We start from the raw sequence: 19,498 nt of genomic DNA on the forward strand, positions 1-19,498 counted from the left end.
CACAGGAGGTTATTCGTCGTCGAAGTTGTAGCTGCCCGGCGCCAGGTTTTCGAAGCGGGTGTACTTGCCAATGAACGCCAGTCGCGACGTACCGATCGGGCCGTTCCGCTGCTTGCCTATGATGATTTCGGCGATGCCTTTGTGCTCGGTCTCCGGGTGATACACCTCATCCCGGTACACGAACATGATTACGTCAGCATCCTGCTCGATCGCTCCGGATTCCCGGAGGTCGGAGTTGATCGGACGTTTGTTCGGGCGCTGCTCCAGGGAGCGGTTGAGCTGGGACAGCGCCACTACCGGACAGTTGAATTCCTTGGCCAACGCCTTCAAGGAACGGGAGATCTCGGAAATCTCATTGGTCCGGTTGTCGCCACTGGAACCCGGAATCTGCATCAATTGCAGGTAGTCGATCATTATCAGGCCGACATCGCCGTGCTCACGGACCAGACGCCGGGTGCGCGCGCGCATTTCCGAAGGACTGATACCCGCCGTATCGTCGATGAACAACTTGCGATCATTCAGCAGGTTGACCGCCGAGGTCAGGCGCGGCCAGTCGTCGTCTTCCAGGCGACCGGCACGCACCTTGGTCTGATCGATACGACCAAGGGACGACAACATACGCATGATCAGCGACTCGCCTGGCATCTCCAGCGAGTAGACCAGGACGCACTTGTCGCTGCGCAACACGGCGTTTTCCACCAGGTTCATCGCAAAGGTGGTTTTACCCATCGATGGACGGCCGGCGACGATGATCAGGTCGGACGGCTGCAGGCCGCTGGTCATCCCATCGAGGTCGGTGTAGCCGGTGGACAGGCCAGTGATGGCGTTATCGGTGTTGAACAAGGTGTCGATGCGGTCGATGGCCTTGGTCAGCAGGTCATTCACGCTCACCGGGCCGCCGGTTTTAGGCCGGGCCTCGGCGATCTGGAAAATCTGCCGCTCGGCTTCGTCGAGAATCTCTTCGGCGCTGCGACCTTCCGGGTTGAAGGCGCTGTCGGCAATCTCGGTGGCGATGCCGATCAACTGACGCAAGGTCGCCCGGGCGCGCACGATCTGGGCATAGGCCTTGATGTTGGCGACGGAGGGCGTGTTTTTTGCCAGCTCCCCGAGGTAACCGAGGCCACCAACCTGCGAGGTCTGACCTTCCTTGTCCAATTGCTCGGCAAGGGTCACGACGTCGATCGGGGAGTTCTGGTCGGCGAGCTTGGCAATCGCGCGGAAGATCAAGCGGTGGTCATGCCGATAGAAATCGCCGTCGGAGACTTGATCGAGCACGCGTTCCCAGGCGTTGTTGTCCAGCATCAAACCACCGAGCACAGCCTGTTCGGCCTCGATGGAATGCGGCGGCACCTTCAGGGAAGCGGTTTGCAGATCGTATTGCTCAGGAGCGGAGATTTCGTTCATGGCCACTTGGTTTAATTAGGAAAAGCAGGGATTTCAGAAAGACAAAGGGCACGACCTGTAAACAGGATCGTGCCCGATGTTACCGACAAGCACCCGAGGGTGCCAGCCGACAAGTGCTGCTTAAGCTGCTACCACAACAACGCGTACGGTGGCTTCAACTTCGGCGTGCAGGTGCACGGCTACGTCGAATTCGCCTACGTTGCGGATGGTGCCGTTCGGCAGACGAACTTCGCTTTTTGCCACTTCAACGCCAGAGGCGGTCAGTGCATCAGCGATGTCGTGAGTACCGATCGAACCAAACAGCTTGCCTTCGTCACCGGCGGTGGCAGTGATAGTCACTTCCAGCTCAGCCAGTTGGGCGGCACGGCTTTCAGCCGAAGTTTTACGGTCTGCTGCGGCTTTTTCCAGCTCAGCGCGACGCTCTTCGAACGCAGCCAGGTTGGCTGGGGTCGCAGCGGTAGCTTTGCCGTAAGGCAGCAGGTAGTTACGACCGTAACCAGCCTTAACGTTCACTTTGTCACCCAGGTTGCCCAGGTTGGTGACTTTTTCCAGAAGGATCAGTTGCATGTGAAAATCCTCTTAACTTTTAACCTTCACCGTTCGCGCTATCGGCGTCTTTCGGCGCCGAACGACCGCGAAAATCAATCAGGCTGTCGACGATGGCCAAGACCACCAGCAACGGATAGATCAGCTGCATGAACAGCAACAGCGTGACGTACAACCCCACCAGCCAGAACCTGGCCAGTCGCTTTTGCGCCACCAGCCCGTGAATCAGGGCCAGCCCGGCGAACACCAGCGGGACACTGCACAACGGCGTCAACATGGCCATCTGTGGACCGATATTCGGCCCCAGAAGCATGAACACCAGCAGTAACAACGCCAGCCCCAGCGGGAAGCGGATGGTGCGAAACTCGCGACCAAAACCACCCGGGTTGTACAACAACGCCTGCCAGTAGCGCCCGACAATCAGGCTCAGCACACTGACGATTTGCAACAAGGCCGCAATCAGGCCGGTCAGGACCGGTGCAATCAGGGACGCAAAATGCGCTTGCTCGTCTACCGACAACTTCTGGTAGACATCACCGAGTAGCGACGGCATGACTTTTATCAAAGCCTGCGCCAGCATCTCGATTTGGGGAGCAAAAGCTGTCCCCAGCACCACTGCAAACACCACTCCCATCGCTATGCTGACCAGCAGCACACGGTTCCAGGATTCACTTGCGCGCAAAACCAACGCAAGGCTCCAAGACCCCAGCAGCACCAGAAGTGCCCGTGGGTCATCGGAGTACAGCCACCAGACCAAGGCCGGCAGCAGTCCCAGAGCAAGTACGCTTGACGCGTCCTTCAATCCGCGCCGCAGGAGCACGAAGCACCCTGCGGCAGCACCCAACCAATACAACAACGGCAATGCCGCGCATCCGGCCACTACGAGAGTGGCCTGCATACGGCCGCGCATGATGAACTCAGCTATGGCACGCATGCTTTCAATCCTTTGCTACGTGTCGACTGCCCGGTCTCAGCGGCCGTGGCTGTCGGTGTAGGCCAGCAGGGCCAGGAAGCGGGCGCGCTTGATAGCGGTGGCCAGCTGACGCTGATAACGTGCTTTGGTACCGGTGATACGGCTTGGAACGATTTTGCCGGTCTCGGATACATAGGCTTTCAGAGTGTTGAGATCTTTGTAATCGATCTCTTTCACGTCTTCAGCGGTGAAGCGGCAGAATTTACGACGACGGAAGAAACGTGCCATGTAATAGGCTCCTCAAAAGGTCCGTGGATTACTCGTCAGCGTTATCGCTGTTGTCGCTGTCATCACTATCAGCGCTTTCAGCGCCTTCGTGCTCAGGACGGTCGCGACGCTCACGGCGCTCACTGCGGTTTTCTTCAGCCTTGAGCATCTCGGATTGGCCAGTAACGGCTTCTTCGCGACGGATGACCAGGTTACGGATCACTGCATCGTTGTAGCGGAAGTTGTCTTCCAGCTCGGCCAAAGCCTTGCCAGTGCATTCAACGTTCAGCATCACGTAGTGAGCCTTGTGAACATTGTTGATTGCGTAGGCCAGTTGACGACGGCCCCAATCTTCCAGACGGTGGATTTTGCCGCCGTCTTCTTCGATCAGCTTGGTGTAACGCTCTACCATGCCGCCGACTTGCTCGCTTTGATCCGGGTGGACCAAAAAGATGATTTCGTAATGACGCATGAATGCTCCTTACGGGTTGTAGCCTGCCGCTCAAAAGCGGTCAGACAAGGAGTGAATGACACTTATGGACTTGCCTGCGATAGACACATGCGTGCCTGCCGTCACAGCAAGGGGCGCAATTGTAGAGAAGGGACCGGAGAGGCGCAAGGCAATTGGTGATTATTTGAACAGCCGCACCAGAAAGCACTGTAGGAGCGAGCTTGCTCGCGAAGGTGATCAACGATAACGCGGGGAAGCCGATACTCCGCGGTGATCTTGAGCCCTTCGCTAGCAAGCTCGCTCCTACAGTGGATCGCGCTAATCAGGACTTCTTGGCAGCCCCAGCGGTTTTGACGCTGCGCTGGCGCTGCGCTTCGAACAGGCAGACGCCTGTGGCCACGGAGACGTTGAGACTGCTGACGCTGCCGGCCATCGGCAGGTGCACCAGGTAATCGCACAGGTCGCGGGTCAGGCGGCGCATGCCGCTGCCTTCCGCGCCCATGATCAGGATGGTCGGGCCGGTCATGTCGTGCTGATACAGACTCTGCTCAGCTTCACCCGCCGTACCGACCACCCACAAGCCGCGCTGCTTGAGTTTTTCCAGGGTGCGCGCCAGGTTGGTCACCGCAACCAATGGAATCACTTCGGCGGCGCCACAGGCGACTTTTCGTACCGTTGGCGTCAGCGTGGCTGACTTGTCCTTCGGCACGATCACTGCCAGCGCACCGGCCGCATCGGCCGAACGCAGGCAAGCACCCAGGTTGTGCGGATCGGTCACACCGTCGAGCACCAGCAGCAGCGGTGCGCCGTCGGTACGATCAAGCAGCTCGTCGAGCATTGCTTCGCCCCAGACCTGGCTCGGACTGACGTCCGCGACCACGCCCTGGTGAACGCCTTCAACCCAGGCATCCAGCTCGCGGCGTTCGGCATTGCCGACCGCCACGCGGTTTTCCGCCGCGAGCTCGATCAGCGTTTGCACGCGCGGATCATTGCGGCCTTCAGCCAGCCAGATCTGCTTGACGCGTTTCGGGTGGTGACGCAGCAATGCCTCTACCGCATGCACGCCGTAGATTTTTTCCAACTGACTCATGACTTGGCCTTAGGTTTACGTGCCCCGCCACTTTTGGCTGGAGCGGAACCCGCTTTCGGCGGGCCCTTACGGTGCTTGCTTGGCTTGCTGCCGGGAGCCTTGTCAGGCGCCGACCGTCCGGCCTTTCCCCCAGACGCCGCTTTACCACCGCTTTTCGCATCAGACAGCAACGCCTGCTTCATTTCACGGCTTTTACGCAGCTCGGCGTTTTTCGCCGCGGCATCGCTCGGGCGATACGCTTCAGGCGCTTTTTCCTTGGCAGGACGGCGGCCGGTTTTCGCCGGGGCCGGCTCTGCCGCAGTTTTACCCGTCGACTTGGCAGCAGGTTCGGTTTTTTCCGTCCCGCGCTTTTTGCGGCCAATTGGCGCGCTGATGGTTTTTTCAGCCATCTCGAAGTCGATCTTGCGCTCGTCGAGGTCGACGCGCATCACGCGCACTTCAACGGTATCGCCCAGGCGGAAGCTGCGACCGGTGCGCTCGCCGGCGAGGCGGTGGTGCACAGGATCGAAGTGGTAGTAATCGCCCGGCAGCGCGGTGACGTGCACCAGGCCTTCGACGTAGATATCGGTCAGCTCGACGAACAGGCCAAAACCGGTCACAGCGGTGATCACACCCGGGAACGATTCGCCTACGCGGTCCTTCATGAACTCGCACTTGAGCCAGTTCACCACGTCACGCGTTGCTTCATCGGCACGGCGCTCGCTCATCGAGCACTGCTCGCCGAGCTGCTCCAGCGCGGCTTCGTCGTACGGATAGATACGCGCCTTCGGAATGGTCATCGCACCGGCACGGCGTACGTGCGGCGTGTCTTGCTTGGAGTGGATGACGCTGCGGATCGCCCGGTGCGTCAGCAAGTCCGGGTAGCGGCGGATCGGCGAGGTGAAGTGGGTATAGGCTTCATAATTCAGGCCGAAGTGGCCCTGGTTATCAGCGCTGTACACCGCCTGGCTCAACGAACGCAGCATGACGGTCTGGATCAGATGGAAATCCGGACGGTCCTTGATGCTCGCCAGCAATGCCTGGTAGTCCTTCGGCGACGGGCCGTCCTTGCCTTTGTGCAGGGACAGGCCGAGTTCGCCAAGGAACGCACGGAGTTTTTCCAGACGCTCCGGCGGCGGACCATTGTGGACGCGATACAGCGCAGGGATTTCGTGCTTTTTCAGGAATTCGGCAGTGGCCACGTTGGCCGCCAGCATGCATTCCTCGATCAGCTTGTGCGCGTCGTTACGAATGGTCGGACGGATTTCGGCGATCTTGCGCTCGGTCCCGAAGATGATCCGGGTTTCCTGAGTTTCGAAATCGATCGCGCCACGGACGTGACGAGCAGCCAGCAATACTTTGTACAACGCGTAAAGCTGCTTGAGGTGCGGCAGCACGTCGTTGTACTCGCCACGAAGCTGACGCGCTTCGGTGAGTTTCGGCGTTTCCAGCATCGAGCTGACCTTGTTGTAGGTCAGGCGGGCATGGGAGTGAATCACCGCTTCGTAGAAGCAGTAGTCGGTCATCTCGCCGGATTTGGAGATGGTCATCTCGCAAACCATGGCCAGGCGATCAACTTCCGGATTCAGCGAGCACAAGCCGTTGGACAGCTGCTCAGGCAGCATCGGTATCACGCGCTCCGGGAAGTAAACGGAGTTGCCGCGAACCTGGGATTCGTTGTCCAGCGCCGAACCGATCTTCACGTAGCTGGAGACGTCGGCAATCGCCACGTACAACTTCCAGCCGCCGGAGAACAGGCGCAGCTTGCCCGGACGGGCTTCACAATAAACGGCGTCATCGAAGTCGCGCGCGTCTTCACCGTCGATAGTGACGAACGGCAGGTGACGCAGGTCGATGCGCTTCTCTTTGTCTTTCTCTTCGACTTCAGGCTTGAGCTTGGCGGCTTCTTTCAACACCGCTTCAGGCCAGACGTGCGGGATATCGTAAGCGCGCAGGGCGACATCGATTTCCATGCCCGGCGCCATGTAGTTACCCACGATTTCAACCACGTCGCCTTGCGGCTGAAAGCGTGGTGTCGGCCAGTGAGTGATCTTCACCTCGACGAACTGACCGATGTTGGCGCTGGCGTTGCGGCCCGGGGTGACCAGCACTTCCTGCTGGATCTTCGGGTTGTCCGCGACCACGAAGCCGATGCCGCCCTCTTCGAAGTACCGGCCGACGATAGTTTCGTGGGCACGGGAAACGACTTCGACGATCATGCCTTCGCGGCGACCGCGACGATCCAGGCCGGAAACACGGGCCAGCGCACGGTCACCATCAAACACCAGGCGCATTTGCGCCGGACTCATGAACAGGTCGTCACTGCCGTCGTCCGGCACCAGGAAGCCGAAGCCGTCACGGTGACCGCTGATGCGACCGAGGATCAAGTCGAGCTTGTCCACCGGCGCATAGGTGCCGCGACGGGTGTAGATGAGTTGAGCGTCGCGCTCCATGGCGCGCAGGCGGCGGCGCAGGGCTTCGATCTGGTCTTCTGTGGTCAGACCAAACTCTTCGACCAGTTGCTCACGGTTAGCAGGCGAACCCCGATCAGCAAGGTGCTGAAGGATCAGTTCGCGGCTAGGAATAGGGTTTTCATATTTTTCCGCTTCACGAGCGGCCTCGGGATCGAGGGACTGCCAATCGGCCATTAGAGAGTTTTCACCTTGTCTATATGCGGGTTAGTTTGGCATAGGCGTAATGAAACGGGAAATTTCAGGCTATCAGAGCCTGTCTAAAGGCCTTTATCGGCACCGCAAAGCTGATTTGAATGCCACTGGTAATATTTTTCAGGTTTTTTTGATACCGGGGGTTTACAGTTAAAAAGACGCTCCGTATAGTGCGCGCCATCGACGACGGAGACGTTGCCGATGCTGCCCAGATGGTGAAATTGGTAGACACGCCAGCTTCAGGTGCTGGTGACCGCAAGGTCGTGGAAGTTCGAGTCTTCTTCTGGGCACCAATTCCGAGCTTGAGATTAGATCAATTTCAACGCTCACACAAAAACCCGCGAAAGCGGGTTTTTTGCATTCTAAGTATCTGATTTATTAAAACCAAATCAGGGGTTTACAGATCAAAATGCTCTCCGTATAGTGCGCCACATCAACAGCGGCAACGCTTGCGATGAATGCCCAGATGGTGAAATTGGTAGACACGCCAGCTTCAGGTGCTGGTGACCGCAAGGTCGTGGAAGTTCGAGTCTTCTTCTGGGCACCAATTCAAATTCAAGGTCAAAATCTTGAATTTCACAGAAACCCGCGAAAGCGGGTTTTTGCGTTTCTGGTTTTCAAAAACACCCCCCCTGTGGGAGCGAGCTTGCTCGCGATGGACCTGAACGATGACGCGAGCTTTCTGAAACAGCTCGTGGATTCCTAATTCTTCGCGAGCAAGCTCGCTCCTACAGGAATTCGGCCGGCGCTCCGCAAGGCGCACTTGAGAAACAATATCGTTTATCATTGTTGCAAGTTTTTGCAATGCGACAGTGAGGAACCCTGCGAATGATGTTTCGAAATACCCTGCGCCGCGGCCTGACCATCACCCTGCTCGGCCTGGCCATGGCTGCTGCGCTTTCCCAGGCTGCTGATTCAGTTTCCCTGACACTCTATAACGGTCAACACAAGGAAGTCGGCGACGCCGTCGCCAAAGCGTTCGAAGCCAAGACCGGCATTCACGTCAACGTGCGCAAAGGCAGCAGCAACCAGCTCGCCAGCCAGGTCGTCGAAGAAGGCGATCGCTCCCCGGCTGACGTGATCTACACCGAAGAGTCGCCGCCCCTGAACAAACTCGGCGAACAAGGCCTGCTGGCTCAAACCGATGCCGCCATCCTTGCCGTTCTGCCAAAAGACTACGTTGCGGGTAATGGCACCTGGATCGGCATCACCGCCCGAGTGCGCGTGGTTGCGTTCAACCCCAAACTGATCGATGAAAAAAGCCTGCCCAAGTCGGTCATGGAATTTTCCGACCCAAAATGGCAAGGCAAGGTCGGCTTCGTGCCCACCAGCGGCGCCTTCCAGGAGCAAGCCGTCGCGATCATCAAGGTCCACGGCATGGACGCCGCCGAAGAATGGCTGACCGGCCTGCGCGCATTCGGCAAGACCTACAGCAACAACATGGTCGCGCTGAAAGCCGTGGAAAACGGCGAAGTTGCAACCGTGCTGGTGAACAACTACTACTGGTTCGCCTTGCAGCGTGAAAAGGGCCAGCTCGATTCGAAACTGCATTACTTCACCGGCGGCGATGTCGGCGGATTGATCACCGTTTCCAGCGCCGCGGTGCTGAAGTCCAGCAAACATCCAAAAGAAGCCCAGCAATTTCTTGCCTACATGGCCAGCGAAGAAGGTCAGCGCGTGATCACCCAGACGACCGCCGAATACCCGCTGCACAAAGGCATGCAATCGGATCGCGGCCTCAAGCCGTTCAGCGAGCTTGAAGCGCCCAAGGTCACGCCAGCCGACCTTGGCAACGCCGAACAAGCTCTGGACCTGGAACGTGACGTTGGCTTGAACTGATGAGCGCATCGCTATCCGCCCGCACATCCGGCGGGGGTTACGTGCCAAGGCGCAAGTGGCCGTCGATCTGGCTGGTGCTACCGGTTCTGCTGCTGGTGGTGCTCAGCCTGTTGCCGCTGGCGTATGTCGGGATCAAGACCTGGCAGGCGGGCTGGGCCGAAGCGCTGCATCTGCTGTGGCGACCGTACGTTTTTGGGTTGCTGCGCAATACGCTGGCGCTGATGGTGGGCGTGACGGCTGCCTGTAGCGTGATTGGTTTGTCGCTGGCCTGGCTGCTGGAGCGCAGCAATCTGCCGGGACGGCGCCTGTGGGGCGTCATCCTGTGTTTGCCGTTCGCTGTACCGGCGTTTGTCAGCAGCTTCACCTGGGTCTCGCTGAGTGCTCATTTCGAAGGTTTGGGCGGGGCGATTCTGGTGATGACCCTGTCCAAATACCCGCTGATTTTTTTGCCGGTCGCGGCGACGCTGCGCAATCTCGATCCATCCCTCGAAGAGTCCGCCCGTACGCTGGGGCAGAATCGTTGGGGGGTGTTTTTCAAAATCACCCTTCCGCTGCTATGGCCGTCACTGCTGGCCGGCTCGCTGCTGATCGCGCTGCACATGCTGGTGGAGTTCGGCGCGCTGTCGATCATTGGCTTGCAGACGTTCACCACCGCCATCTATCAGCAGTTCGAACTGGAATTCAGCAACGCCAACGCGGCGATGCTGTCTGCGGTGTTGCTGGCGATGTGTCTGCTGTTGCTGTGGCTTGAGCTGCGGGTACGCGGCAAAGGTCGACACGTGCGCACTGGACAAGGCGCAGCGCGCCGGGCGGAGCAGGTGCGACTGGGACGCTGGGCGGGCGCTGGACAAGTTTACTGCCTCACGCTGGCGATCATTGGCAGCGGAGTCCCATTGGCAATGCTGGCGTACTGGCTAACAGTGGGTTCTTCGGCAGCGTTTCCGGTGGCGGCGATCAGCGAGGCGTTGCTGTCGTCGCTTGTGCTGTCGCTGGGCGGCGCAGCGTTGTGCCTGGTGCTGGCGGTGCCGGTGGGATTGCTGGTGGTACGTTACAAAGGTCAGCTGGCGATCTGGGCCGAGCGCTTGCCGTATTTGCTGCATGCGCTGCCAGGCCTGGTGATTGCCCTGGCGCTGGTGTATTTCGCCCTGCACTATGTGCCGGCGCTGTACCAGACCTCGGCGTTGCTGCTGATCGCTTATGCGCTGTTGTTCCTGCCGTTGGCGCAGGCACCGATTCGCACAGCATTGAACAAGGCGGCGCCGCAACTGGAAGAAGCGGCGCGCACGCTAGGGGCCTCATCCTTCAGTGCGTTTTGCCGGGTCACCCTGCCGATCATTTTCCCGGCGCTGGGCGCGGCATTTGCGCTGGTGTTTCTGGATGCGATGAAGGAGCTGACGGCGACGCTGCTACTGAGTCCGACCGGGCTCAATACCCTGGCGACGGAGGTGTGGGCGCATACCGCGAATGTGGAGTTTGCGGCGGCGGCGCCTTATGCGGCGTTGTTGATTCTGGTGTCGGGGTTGCCGGTGTATCTGCTGACGACGCGGATATATTTGAGCCGCTGAGATCGCCATCGCGAGTGGGCTCACTCCCACATGGAACTGCATTCCTCCAGATGGAATGCGTTCGAATGTGGGAGTGAGCCTGCTCGCGAAGGGTCCAGTTCAAGCAACCGATCAGGCCCTGAACTGCCCCAGGCTCGCCTTCAGCTGCGCTGCCAGGCCATCCAGCACCTTGCCGCTGGCCGTGGTTTCCACCACCGCCTGAGCCGCTTTCTCAGCCTGTGCATGAATGGTTTCAACCCGACCCCGCACCGCATGCGCGCCTTGCGCCTGATGCGCCGCTGCCTGCGTCGCCAGCCCGATCGCCGCATGCACCTGCTCGACCGACGCCTGCACCGACTGCTGCAACTTGGCACTGTCACGCAACACCAGCAACCCTTCGCTGGCTTGACGCCCGGCCTGCCCAATCGCCGCCACCGCTTCACGCGCACCCTGTTGCAAGGCAACGATGTGCGCCTGAATGTCGCCCGTGGAGCTCTGGGTTTTGCTCGCCAGCGCTCGCACTTCATCCGCCACCACGGCAAAACCGCGACCGGTCTCACCGGCACGCGCCGCCTCGATGGCCGCGTTCAGCGCCAGCAGATTGGTCTGTTCGGCGATCCCGTGAATCACAGTCAGCACCACTTCAATCTGCTCGCTCTGCTGCGCCAGCCTCTCGATGACTTTCGCACCGGTATCGACCTGCCCGGCCAACGCTTCGATCAGGCTGCCGACTTTCGCCGAGGTCCGGGTGTTTTCGTCGGTCGCCGAGCGAATGTCCACCACTTGCTGCAACGCCGCCTGCATGGCATGGCTTTCGGACTGCGCTTCATCGGCCATTTGCGACAATGCGCGCAAGCTTTCGGCCACTTCGTCGCGCTGCATACCTGCTGCCGCATCGGCACCGGCGTTACGCAACGTCATGGCACCGATTTCAACGCCTGTACGCTGAGCGACATCCCCCGCTTCACGCACGATCGGCTGCAACTTATCCACAAAGCGATTGACCGCCGAGGCCATGTCGCCGATTTCGTCCTTGCTGTTGATCTGCACCCGCTTGGTCAGGTCGCCCTCGCCCGCTGCCAAATCGTCCATCGCGGCGATCAGCATCTTCAAGCGGTTGACCACGCGACGACCCAGCACCACGGCCAGCAACAGCAGCACGCCGCAACCGACCAGCGCCAGGCCCATACCGATGCGCCAGCGCAAGGTCGCCGCGGCTTCCTGCACGGTACTGGTGGTGTTGGCTTTCATTTCAGCAGCGGTGGCCTGGGCGGACGTCAGACGCGCGCGCATTGCCGTGGCGCTGTCGGCGGCGGCGCCCTTGAGGCTGTCGCCGACCAGTTGATCACTGCTGGCGATCAGCGCGGTGAAGCGCTTGTCGAGTGCCGCCAGATCGGTTTCCACCGAGGCGGTGGAGACGCCCATCAGAACCTTGCCGATTTCCACGCCGTTAGGGTTGATCGAGGCTTCGAGGTAGTAGACCGAAGGATCGTTCTTCGCCGCATCCAGCACTTTGTCCAGCGCACGCTCGCCCTGGCCTTTCTCCAGAAGCGCTTTGTTGATCGGGTTTTCACGGTTGAGATAGCGCGTCAGGTGCTGCCCCGTAGCATCGTCATACACCACAAACAGCACGTTGGGATTGCGCTGGGCCCGACGGGCGAATTCGGAGAGGGTCGGAACGTCGCTGTCCCACATGGCGCGGGGCGCAACCGAGGCCAGAAGTTGCGCCATATCATTGGCGGAATCCTTCAGGGCTTTTTCCAGCGTGGTCCGCAGCTGTGCCTGTTCGTCCTCTAGTCGCGAGGACAAACCGGCCGTCAGGCGCTGCCGCGTGCTGGCGGAAAGACTGTCCAGGCTTGACGTGACTTCGCGTCCCGCTTGCTCCAGTTCGCCGGAAAGTTTTTGACTGTCCGCGCCCAGGCGCACACCCAAATCGGCCTCAAGTGCAGTCACTGTGCTCCGCGTCAGGGCGACCGCTACCAGCACCTGCACTAAAAGGGCGATACCAAGGGTAACGAACACCGGCCGTAGTAAACGGCTTTGTAACAATGAGAGAACCGCCGACACTTGATATCCCTCTGCTTTGACGCCATTAAATTGATGGCACGCCAGAAGACATGCTCTTAATGAGCTCTTGAGGAAAACACAGCAAAGGTCATGCCGTGATGCCGGCAGATACGACAAAGGGCCCGATTAGGGGCCCTTTATTTTTTACATCAACGACTTATTAAGCGAACGGGTGACGCAGAACGATGGTTTCGTTGCGGTCCGGGCCTGTCGAAATAATGTCGATCGGCGCACCGATCAGCGCCTCGACACGTTTGATGTAGGCACGAGCATTGGCCGGCAGCTCTTCCAGGGTCTTGGCGCCCACGGTCGACTCGGTCCAGCCCGGCACTTCTTCGTACACCGGCTGCAGACCCACGTAGCTGTCAGCGTCAGTCGGGGCAACAGTATTACCTTCGGCATCTTTGTAGCCGACGCAGATGTTGATGGTTTCCAGACCGTCGAGTACGTCCAGCTTGGTCAGGCAGATGCCCGAGATGCTGTTCACATCGATAGCGCGACGCAGGATAACGGCGTCAAACCAGCCACAACGACGGGCACGGCCGGTCGTCGCGCCGAACTCGTGACCTTGTTTGGCCAGGTGCGCACCGACTTCGTCGAACAGTTCAGTCGGGAATGGACCCGAACCTACACGCGTGGTGTATGCCTTGGTGATGCCCAGAATGTAGTCCAGGAACATCGGGCCGACACCCGAACCGGTCGCAACGCCGCCAGCGGTGGTGTTAGAGCTGGTCACGTACGGGTAGGTACCGTGGTCGATGTCCAGCAACGAACCCTGGGCGCCTTCAAACATGATGTCTTTGCCCGCGCGACGCAGGTCGTGCAGCTCGGCCGTCACGTCCAGCATCAGCGGCTTGAGCAGCTCAGCGTATTCCTTGCACTCAGCAAGAGTCTTTTCGAACTCGATGGCCGGCTCTTTGTAGTAACCCACCAGCATGAAGTTGTGGTAGTCCACCAGTTCACGCAGCTTGTCTTCAAAGCGCGGCATGTTGAGCAGGTCGCCAACGCGCAGGCCACGACGTGCAACCTTGTCTTCGTAAGCGGGGCCGATGCCGCGACCGGTGGTACCGATCTTCAGCTCGCCACGGGCCTTTTCACGGGCCTGGTCCAGCGCTACGTGGAAGGACAGGATCAGCGGGCAGGACGGGCTGATACGCAGGCGCTCACGCACCGGTACGCCTTTCTCTTCCAGCTTGACGATTTCCCGCAGCAAAGCGTCGGGAGCAACCACCACGCCGTTGCCGATCAGGCACTGCACGCCTTCGCGCAGCACGCCCGACGGGATCAGGTGCAAGACGGTTTTCTCGCCATCGATCACCAGGGTGTGACCCGCGTTGTGGCCACCTTGGTAGCGCACTACGGCGGCAGCATGTTCGGTCAGCAGATCAACGATCTTGCCTTTGCCCTCATCACCCCATTGGGTGCCCAGGACTACGACATTCTTACCCATAACACTTGTCCTCATTCGCGCAAACTTGGTGCCGGCCACGGGCCGACAGGGAAACTCAAGAAGCCAGTGGCGATACTTGCCACAGCCCGTTCTGCTGAATCAATTGCCGGTCGCAGTCCGCTTCACGGGCGGCGGCCAATGGTTGCCCAGGCAACGCCTGGACGACACGCTGACCCTCACTGCGCAACTGGCAAACCAGCTGCCAGAGTGCCGCATCCGTACTGTCAGGCATCCAGATACCGCCAGACGGTAGCTCGATGTCAGCACGCCCCAGGGTCACCAGGGTTTTCAAATCGGTAGAGAAGCCGGTTGCCGGACGGGCGCGACCGAAGTCAGCGCCGATGTCATCGTAACGACCGCCCTGGGCAATGGACTGGCCAACACCCGGCACGAACACTGCGAACACCACACCGGTGTGGTAGTGATAGCCGCGCAACTCGCCGAGGTCAAAGTACAACGGCAACTCCGGGAACCGCGTGGACAAACGCTCGGCAATTGCCAGCAAGTCGTCCAGAGCAGCCAAAACCGGGGCCGGCGCATTTGCCAGACGCACCCGCGCCGCTTCCAGCACTTCACGGCCGCCACACAGGTCAACCAACGCCCGCAGCATGCCCGACAGATCGGCAGGCAAACCTTCGGTCAGGGTAATGACCTCGTCGATGGCCTTGCGTTGCAACGCATCGAACAACTGTTGTTCAACTTCACCGGACAAACCGGCGGCGCGGGCCAGACCGCGATAAATGCCGACATGACCGAGGTCCATGTGTACATCCGGCACGTCGGCCAGTTGCAGCATGGCCAGCATCAGGCTGATCACTTCAACGTCACTGCTCGGGCTGGCATCGCCGTACAACTCGGCGCCTAGCTGGATCGGGCTGCGCGAGGACGACAAAGCGCGTGGCTGGGCATGCAGCACGCTGCCGGCGTAGCACAGACGACTCGGGCCTTCGCGGCGCAAGGTATGCGCATCGATGCGCGCCACTTGCGGCGTGATGTCGGCACGGAAACCCATCTGCCGGCCCGACTGCGGGTCGATGACCTTGAAGGTACGCAGATCGAGATCCGAGCCCGCACCGGTCAGCAGGGATTCCAGGTACTCGATATGGGGAGTCACGACAAACTCGTAACCCCAGCTCTGGAACAGATCCAACACCTGACGACGCGCGACTTCAATGCGCGCCGCTTCCGGCGGCAGTACTTCTTCGATGCCATCTGGCAGCAGCCAGCGGTCTACCGTTGCCATTACGCCATTCCCCTATGGTCCGGGCGGCCAGCCTATGGGCGAGCCTTGAGTGAAGCAGAAAATGATCGGTTCATGTGCAAACCACGCGCATGAACGACGTGGCGAAAAGCCTGAAAACAGCTTCGCCTACCACTTTCCTCGAAAAACCTGTCGAGTCATTCAACTCGGGCGCCTGCATAAAAACTGCAATCAAACGTGCAGACGCAAAAAAGCCGGGAATTTCCCGGCTGCCGCATCATACACACGTTTTCCCAAAGGATCACCCCGCCCGAGGCTTTAGCCGCCAGGCGGGGGATGATTCAGGTCAACGCTGTATCAAGGCTTGGCTTTTTCCAGGTAACGGAAGAAGTCACTGCTTGGGTCCAGGACCATGACGTCGGATTTGTTCGCGAAGCTTTCACGGTAGGCACGCAGGCTACGGTAGAAACCGTAGAACTCCTGATCCTGACCGTAGGCCTTGGAGTAGATCGCAGCGGCCTGGGCGTCACCGTCACCGCGAACCTCTTCGGATTCACGATAGGCTTCAGCCAGCAGCACGCGGCGCTGACGATCGGCGTCGGCACGGATGCCTTCTGCCAGCTCGTTACCCTTGGCGCGGTGCTCGCGAGCTTCACGCTCACGCTCGGAGCTCATACGCTCGAACACACTGCGGTTCACTTCCTTCGGCAGGTCGATGGCCTTGACCCGAACATCGACCACTTCGATGCCCAGCTCTTTTTCTGCCATCTTGTTCAGCGACGCCGTGATATCGGTCATCAGCGCATCGCGCTCACCGGATACCACTTCGTGCAGCGTGCGCTTACCGAACTGGTCACGCAGGCCCGATTCCAGACGACGGGAAAGACGCTCGTCAGCGATCTGCTTGAGGCCGGACGTCGCAGTGTAGAAACGCTCTGCGTCCTTCACGCGCCACTTGGCGTACGCATCGACCATGACAGCTTTCTTTTCCAGCGTCAGGAAGCGTTGTGTCGGTGCATCCAGCGTCATCAGGCGTGCGTCGAATTTACGCACCTGGTTAACGTAAGGCACTTTCACATGCAGGCCTGGCTGAACATCGGCCTGGACCACACGACCGAACTGCAGCAGCACCGCACGCTCGGTCTGAGCCACGATGTAGAAACAGTTCCAGGCTGCGATCGCCACGACGACGCCGACAATAAGGGCGATCAGCGATTTATTGCTCATCAGCGACTCTCCCTGGTACGTGCTTGCTGTTGCTGCAGATCAGCTGCCGCACGCGCATTCGCTTCATTGCTGGTGGCTGCCGCGCCAGTCACCGGAGCGCTGGTGTTGCGGCCACTGTCGATCATCTTGTCCAGCGGCAAGTAGAGCAGATTGCTCTGGCCATTCTTGTTGCCGGTCACGAGAACCTTGCTGGTGTTGCTGAAGACTTCCTGCATGGTGTCCAGGTACAGACGCTCACGCGTGACTTCCGGGGCCTTGCGGTACTCGCTGACCAGCTTGGTGAAGCGATCGGCCTCACCCTTGGCGCGCGAGACGGTTTCGTCACGGTAACCATTGGCATCCTCGATGATGCGCTGGGCCTGACCACGGGCTTCCGGTACGACGCCGTTGGCGTAGGTTTCGGCCTGGTTGCGCGAACGCTGCTCGTCTTCACGGGCGCGGATCACGTCATCGAAGGCTTCCTGCACTTCACGCGGTGCGGCTGCGCTCTGTACGTTGACCTGAGTCACGGTGATACCGGTGCGATAGGTATCCATGAAGCGTTGCAGACGCTCCTTGATCTCGCTGGCCATCAATTCACGACCTTCAGTCAGCACCTGATCCATCGCGGTGGAACCCACCACATGGCGCAAGGCACTTTCAGTCGCGTGCTGGAGGCTGATTTCCGGCTGATCGACGCTCAGCACGAAATCCTGCAGGTTGCTGATCTTGTACTGCACGGTCAGCGGCACTTCGACGATGTTTTCGTCTTCAGTCAGCATTTGACCCTGCTTGGTGTAGGCACGCTCACGCGTGACGTTCTCCAGGTACTTGCGATCGATCGGCGGGAAATAGATGTTCAGGCCCGGGCCGACGGTTTCGTAGTACTTGCCGAAGCGAAGCACTACGGCTTGCTCCTGTTCGTCGACGACGTAGACCGCGCTGTAAAGCCACACGGCCGCCAGCACGACAAGCACGACACCAAGAATGCCGCCGAAGCCGCCACTCTTGCCCGAACCACCGCCGTCATCACCACGTTTCTTACCACCACCGAACAACCCGTTCAGGCTTTCCTGCAGCTTTCGGAAGGCCTCGTCGAGATCCGGTGGTCCCTTGCGGTCGCCGTTATTGCGGCGCTTGCCACCCCAAGGATCCTGATTATTCGAGTTGCCACCCGGCTCATTCCAAGCCATAGCGCTCTCCATCTGATAAAGCAAAGACGCACCCACGGCGCGCCGACCAATGCTACAGAATGCCTGCGACTGCGGCACAACCGCTTTCTCAGGCTTTTATTGCAAAGTGTGTTGCTCGATGAACTCCGTCGGCACAACGCCTTCACGGCTGACCAGCCGATTGAGCTCCGTGCGCGGCAATCGAACGGCCAGCAAGCTGACACCTTCTTCGTCGTATTCTTCTTTCTGCACCGCGCCGAGTTCGAAGAACTGCGCACGCAGTCGAGCGAATCGTTGCGGCAAGCGCAAGGTACCTACAAACAACTCACTGCCCAGCAACTCGGCAATGGCCTGTTCAAGCAACTCCAAGCCACTGCCATCACGCGCCGACAGCCAGACCCGTTGCGGCTTGCCATCGGCATCGCGCTGGATTTGTGGCTCAACGCCTTCAAGCAAATCGAGTTTGTTATAGACCTCGAGGATCGGCAAGTCCTGGGCACCAATCTCGCCCAGCACCACCATCACCTGCTCGATCTGCAACAGGCGATCCGGTTCGGCCGCATCGATGACGTGCAACAGCAGGTCCGAGTTGCTCGACTCTTCGAGCGTAGACCGAAACGCCTCGACCAGCTTGTGGGGCAAGTGGCGAATGAAGCCCACGGTGTCGGCCAAGACAATCGGCCCCAGGTCGTCCAGTTCCAGACGGCGCAGGGTCGGGTCCAGCGTGGCAAACAACTGGTCAGCCGCGTACACGTCGGATTTCGTCACGTTATTGAAGAGCGTGGATTTGCCGGCGTTGGTATACCCCACCAGAGATACGGTAGGAATATCCGCACGCATACGCCCGCGTCGCGATTGTTCGCGCTGGCTGCGTACTTTTTCCAACCGTCCCTTGATCTGTCGCAGGCGAACCCGCAGCAGACGACGGTCGGTTTCCAGCTGGGTTTCACCCGGGCCACGCATGCCGATACCGCCACCCTGGCGCTCAAGGTGAGTCCAGCCACGAACCAGCCGGGTGCTCATGTGGTCAAGCTGGGCCAGTTCTACCTGGAGCTTGCCTTCATGAGTACGGGCGCGTTGGGCGAAAATATCGAGAATCAGACCGGTACGGTCGATCACGCGACACTCGAAAACACGTTCGAGGTTACGTTCCTGACTGGGCGTGAGGATGTGATTGAAGATCACCAGATCGGCCTTTTCGGCATGGACCAGGTCGCGTAGTTCCTCGACCTTGCCGCTGCCGATCAGGTATTTGGCGGTTGGCCGATGACGCGGCACGTTAAAAAACGCAACGGTCTCGGCGCCGGCCGAATTAGCCAACTCCTGAAACTCCTGCGGATCTTCGCGCGCCTCAGGGTCCTGTCCATCCAAGTGAACGAGGATCACTCGCTCACCACCACCGTGGCGCTCAAAGAACAAAGGAGACTCCTATCAGGCGTTACCTGGCTCAGCGTCACCCGCTTCGGTTTCGGTTGCGCTAGGCAGACGAATTGGACGAACCGGAACCACTGTAGAGATAGCGTGTTTGTAGACCATCTGGCTGACGGTGTTTTTCAGCAGGATGACGAACTGGTCGAAAGACTCGATCGTGCCCTGCAGTTTGATCCCGTTGACCAGGTAGATGGAAACCCCAACTTTCTCTTTACGTAAAGTATTCAAGTAAGGGTCTTGTAGCGAATGCCCTTTTGACATGTGCCGCACTC

General features: G+C 59.5%; 16 protein-coding genes and 2 tRNA genes. 4 read left to right on the top strand and 14 right to left on the bottom strand.

Annotated elements, in window-relative coordinates:
• Window positions 1–9 precede the first annotated feature (9 nt).
• From dnaB to rnr, 7 genes are all read right to left on the bottom strand, one after another.
• Entirely contained in the window at window positions 10–1,404 is a 1,395-nt protein-coding gene (gene dnaB, locus ACYZT4_RS18420) for a replicative DNA helicase (RefSeq protein WP_461982020.1), read from the bottom strand.
• A 120-nt stretch (window positions 1,405–1,524) separates the two neighbouring features.
• Window positions 1,525–1,971, bottom strand: a complete 447-nt coding sequence (rplI, locus tag ACYZT4_RS18425; protein WP_008035347.1) for a 50S ribosomal protein L9 — start codon at window positions 1,969–1,971, stop codon at window positions 1,525–1,527.
• 19 nt (window positions 1,972–1,990) lie between these two features.
• The gene (locus ACYZT4_RS18430) at window positions 1,991–2,884 is read right to left on the bottom strand and encodes a hypothetical protein (protein ID WP_461982022.1); all 894 of its coding nucleotides are present in this window, start codon (window positions 2,882–2,884) and stop codon (window positions 1,991–1,993) included.
• Window positions 2,885–2,920: 36 nt separating this feature from the next.
• On the bottom strand, window positions 2,921–3,151 hold the full coding sequence (gene rpsR / locus ACYZT4_RS18435; RefSeq protein ID WP_002551829.1) for a 30S ribosomal protein S18: 231 nt from the start codon (window positions 3,149–3,151) through the stop codon (window positions 2,921–2,923).
• Between the two features lie 28 nt (window positions 3,152–3,179).
• The gene (rpsF, locus tag ACYZT4_RS18440) at window positions 3,180–3,602 is read right to left on the bottom strand and encodes a 30S ribosomal protein S6 (protein WP_003217491.1); all 423 of its coding nucleotides are present in this window, start codon (window positions 3,600–3,602) and stop codon (window positions 3,180–3,182) included.
• 301 nt (window positions 3,603–3,903) lie between these two features.
• Window positions 3,904–4,671: a 23S rRNA (guanosine(2251)-2'-O)-methyltransferase RlmB gene (gene rlmB, locus ACYZT4_RS18445; RefSeq protein ID WP_461982024.1), complete on the bottom strand. Its 768-nt coding sequence runs from the start codon at window positions 4,669–4,671 to the stop codon at window positions 3,904–3,906.
• Window positions 4,668–7,298, bottom strand: a complete 2,631-nt coding sequence (gene rnr / locus ACYZT4_RS18450; protein WP_461982026.1) for a ribonuclease R — start codon at window positions 7,296–7,298, stop codon at window positions 4,668–4,670. The genes rlmB and rnr overlap by 4 nt, the downstream gene beginning before the upstream one ends.
• A gap of 224 nt (window positions 7,299–7,522) precedes the next feature.
• On the opposite strand from rnr, the gene ACYZT4_RS18455 reads away from it, so the two are divergent.
• The 4 genes from ACYZT4_RS18455 to ACYZT4_RS18470 all read left to right on the top strand — a co-directional run bounded on the left by ACYZT4_RS18455 (window position 7,523) and on the right by ACYZT4_RS18470 (window position 10,720).
• Window positions 7,523–7,609: transfer RNA gene (locus ACYZT4_RS18455), tRNA-Leu, on the top strand.
• A gap of 167 nt (window positions 7,610–7,776) precedes the next feature.
• Window positions 7,777–7,863: transfer RNA gene (locus tag ACYZT4_RS18460), tRNA-Leu, on the top strand.
• Window positions 7,864–8,144: 281 nt separating this feature from the next.
• The gene (locus ACYZT4_RS18465) at window positions 8,145–9,155 is read left to right on the top strand and encodes an extracellular solute-binding protein (RefSeq protein WP_461982028.1); all 1,011 of its coding nucleotides are present in this window, start codon (window positions 8,145–8,147) and stop codon (window positions 9,153–9,155) included.
• Window positions 9,155–10,720, top strand: a complete 1,566-nt coding sequence (locus tag ACYZT4_RS18470) for an ABC transporter permease (RefSeq protein WP_461982030.1) — start codon at window positions 9,155–9,157, stop codon at window positions 10,718–10,720. Before ACYZT4_RS18465 ends, ACYZT4_RS18470 begins: the two co-directional genes overlap by 1 nt.
• Before the next feature lie 111 nt (window positions 10,721–10,831).
• On the opposite strand, the gene ACYZT4_RS18475 is transcribed toward ACYZT4_RS18470, so the two are convergent.
• The 7 genes from ACYZT4_RS18475 to hfq form a co-directional block, all read right to left on the bottom strand.
• Window positions 10,832–12,766, bottom strand: coding sequence for a methyl-accepting chemotaxis protein (locus tag ACYZT4_RS18475; protein WP_461982032.1), 1,935 nt, complete (start codon window positions 12,764–12,766; stop codon window positions 10,832–10,834).
• A 160-nt stretch (window positions 12,767–12,926) separates the two neighbouring features.
• Window positions 12,927–14,216, bottom strand: coding sequence for an adenylosuccinate synthase (locus ACYZT4_RS18480; RefSeq protein WP_461982034.1), 1,290 nt, complete (start codon window positions 14,214–14,216; stop codon window positions 12,927–12,929).
• Window positions 14,217–14,271: 55 nt separating this feature from the next.
• Window positions 14,272–15,459, bottom strand: a complete 1,188-nt coding sequence (locus tag ACYZT4_RS18485) for an ATP phosphoribosyltransferase regulatory subunit (protein WP_461982036.1) — start codon at window positions 15,457–15,459, stop codon at window positions 14,272–14,274.
• Window positions 15,460–15,774: 315 nt separating this feature from the next.
• A complete protein-coding gene (gene hflC / locus ACYZT4_RS18490) occupies window positions 15,775–16,644 on the bottom strand; it encodes a protease modulator HflC (protein ID WP_059405812.1) in 870 nt (289 codons plus the stop codon).
• Window positions 16,644–17,816, bottom strand: a complete 1,173-nt coding sequence (gene hflK, locus ACYZT4_RS18495; RefSeq protein ID WP_461982038.1) for an FtsH protease activity modulator HflK — start codon at window positions 17,814–17,816, stop codon at window positions 16,644–16,646. Before hflK ends, hflC begins: the two co-directional genes overlap by 1 nt.
• A gap of 96 nt (window positions 17,817–17,912) precedes the next feature.
• Entirely contained in the window at window positions 17,913–19,214 is a 1,302-nt protein-coding gene (hflX, locus tag ACYZT4_RS18500) for a ribosome rescue GTPase HflX (protein WP_461982040.1), read from the bottom strand.
• A 12-nt stretch (window positions 19,215–19,226) separates the two neighbouring features.
• The gene (gene hfq / locus ACYZT4_RS18505; RefSeq protein ID WP_299828917.1) at window positions 19,227–19,487 is read right to left on the bottom strand and encodes an RNA chaperone Hfq; all 261 of its coding nucleotides are present in this window, start codon (window positions 19,485–19,487) and stop codon (window positions 19,227–19,229) included.
• Between the last annotated feature and the right edge of the window lie 11 nt (window positions 19,488–19,498).

It is taken from the genome of Pseudomonas sp. GB2N2 (assembly GCF_054897705.1).

Excerpts from the sequence above, each read along its gene's own strand:
- dnaB (WP_461982020.1), bottom strand. The coding sequence starts at position 1,404 with ATGAACGAAATCTCCGCTCCTGAGCAATACGATCTGCAAACCGCTTCC.
- rplI (WP_008035347.1), bottom strand. The coding sequence starts at position 1,971 with ATGCAACTGATCCTTCTGGAAAAAGTCACCAACCTGGGCAACCTGGGT.
- ACYZT4_RS18430 (WP_461982022.1), bottom strand. The coding sequence starts at position 2,884 with ATGCGTGCCATAGCTGAGTTCATCATGCGCGGCCGTATGCAGGCCACT.
- rpsR (WP_002551829.1), bottom strand. The coding sequence starts at position 3,151 with ATGGCACGTTTCTTCCGTCGTCGTAAATTCTGCCGCTTCACCGCTGAA.
- rpsF (WP_003217491.1), bottom strand. The coding sequence starts at position 3,602 with ATGCGTCATTACGAAATCATCTTTTTGGTCCACCCGGATCAAAGCGAG.
- rlmB (WP_461982024.1), bottom strand. The coding sequence starts at position 4,671 with ATGAGTCAGTTGGAAAAAATCTACGGCGTGCATGCGGTAGAGGCATTG.
- rnr (WP_461982026.1), bottom strand. The coding sequence starts at position 7,298 with ATGGCCGATTGGCAGTCCCTCGATCCCGAGGCCGCTCGTGAAGCGGAA.
- ACYZT4_RS18465 (WP_461982028.1), top strand. The coding sequence starts at position 8,145 with ATGATGTTTCGAAATACCCTGCGCCGCGGCCTGACCATCACCCTGCTC.
- ACYZT4_RS18470 (WP_461982030.1), top strand. The coding sequence starts at position 9,155 with ATGAGCGCATCGCTATCCGCCCGCACATCCGGCGGGGGTTACGTGCCA.
- ACYZT4_RS18480 (WP_461982034.1), bottom strand. The coding sequence starts at position 14,216 with ATGGGTAAGAATGTCGTAGTCCTGGGCACCCAATGGGGTGATGAGGGC.
- ACYZT4_RS18485 (WP_461982036.1), bottom strand. The coding sequence starts at position 15,459 with ATGGCAACGGTAGACCGCTGGCTGCTGCCAGATGGCATCGAAGAAGTA.
- hflC (WP_059405812.1), bottom strand. The coding sequence starts at position 16,644 with ATGAGCAATAAATCGCTGATCGCCCTTATTGTCGGCGTCGTCGTGGCG.
- hflK (WP_461982038.1), bottom strand. The coding sequence starts at position 17,816 with ATGGCTTGGAATGAGCCGGGTGGCAACTCGAATAATCAGGATCCTTGG.
- hfq (WP_299828917.1), bottom strand. The coding sequence starts at position 19,487 with ATGTCAAAAGGGCATTCGCTACAAGACCCTTACTTGAATACTTTACGT.